Origin of the sequence: Streptococcus suis, assembly GCF_002964045.1 — a bacterium.
In the GTDB taxonomy this organism is placed as follows: Bacteria; Bacillota; Bacilli; order Lactobacillales; family Streptococcaceae; genus Streptococcus; species Streptococcus suis_U.
Window position 1 is genome coordinate 1 of sequence record NZ_POPB01000683.1, and the last position, 265, is coordinate 265.

A 265-nucleotide genomic window follows, 5' to 3' on the forward strand; every position below is an offset into this window, starting at 1 on the left:
CCGATCTCAATTTTTCTCCTGAAAAATAAGCACGATTGGCTGGCATGATAAATTGTGAAATTGCATCTGCCGTCTCGCCATCATACCACCGTTCATCGTTCAACACATTGTGGACCATGATGTCACTGGTATTGTCAAAGACGGTTTGTAAGTACTTTACGTGATCCTGCAAATTTGGATCACTAGGTTGGTGTTTTTCTGTCCACGAAGCCATATCAAGTTGAGTTTTTTGATAGTGAATACTTGCATTATCAAGGCTCAATTG

The 265-nt window shown here is 40.4% G+C and carries 1 pseudogene; it reads right to left on the minus strand.

Annotated elements, in window-relative coordinates:
* Positions 1-265 (minus strand): annotated as a pseudogene (locus C1E99_RS14305) (metallophosphoesterase); the annotation flags it as partial.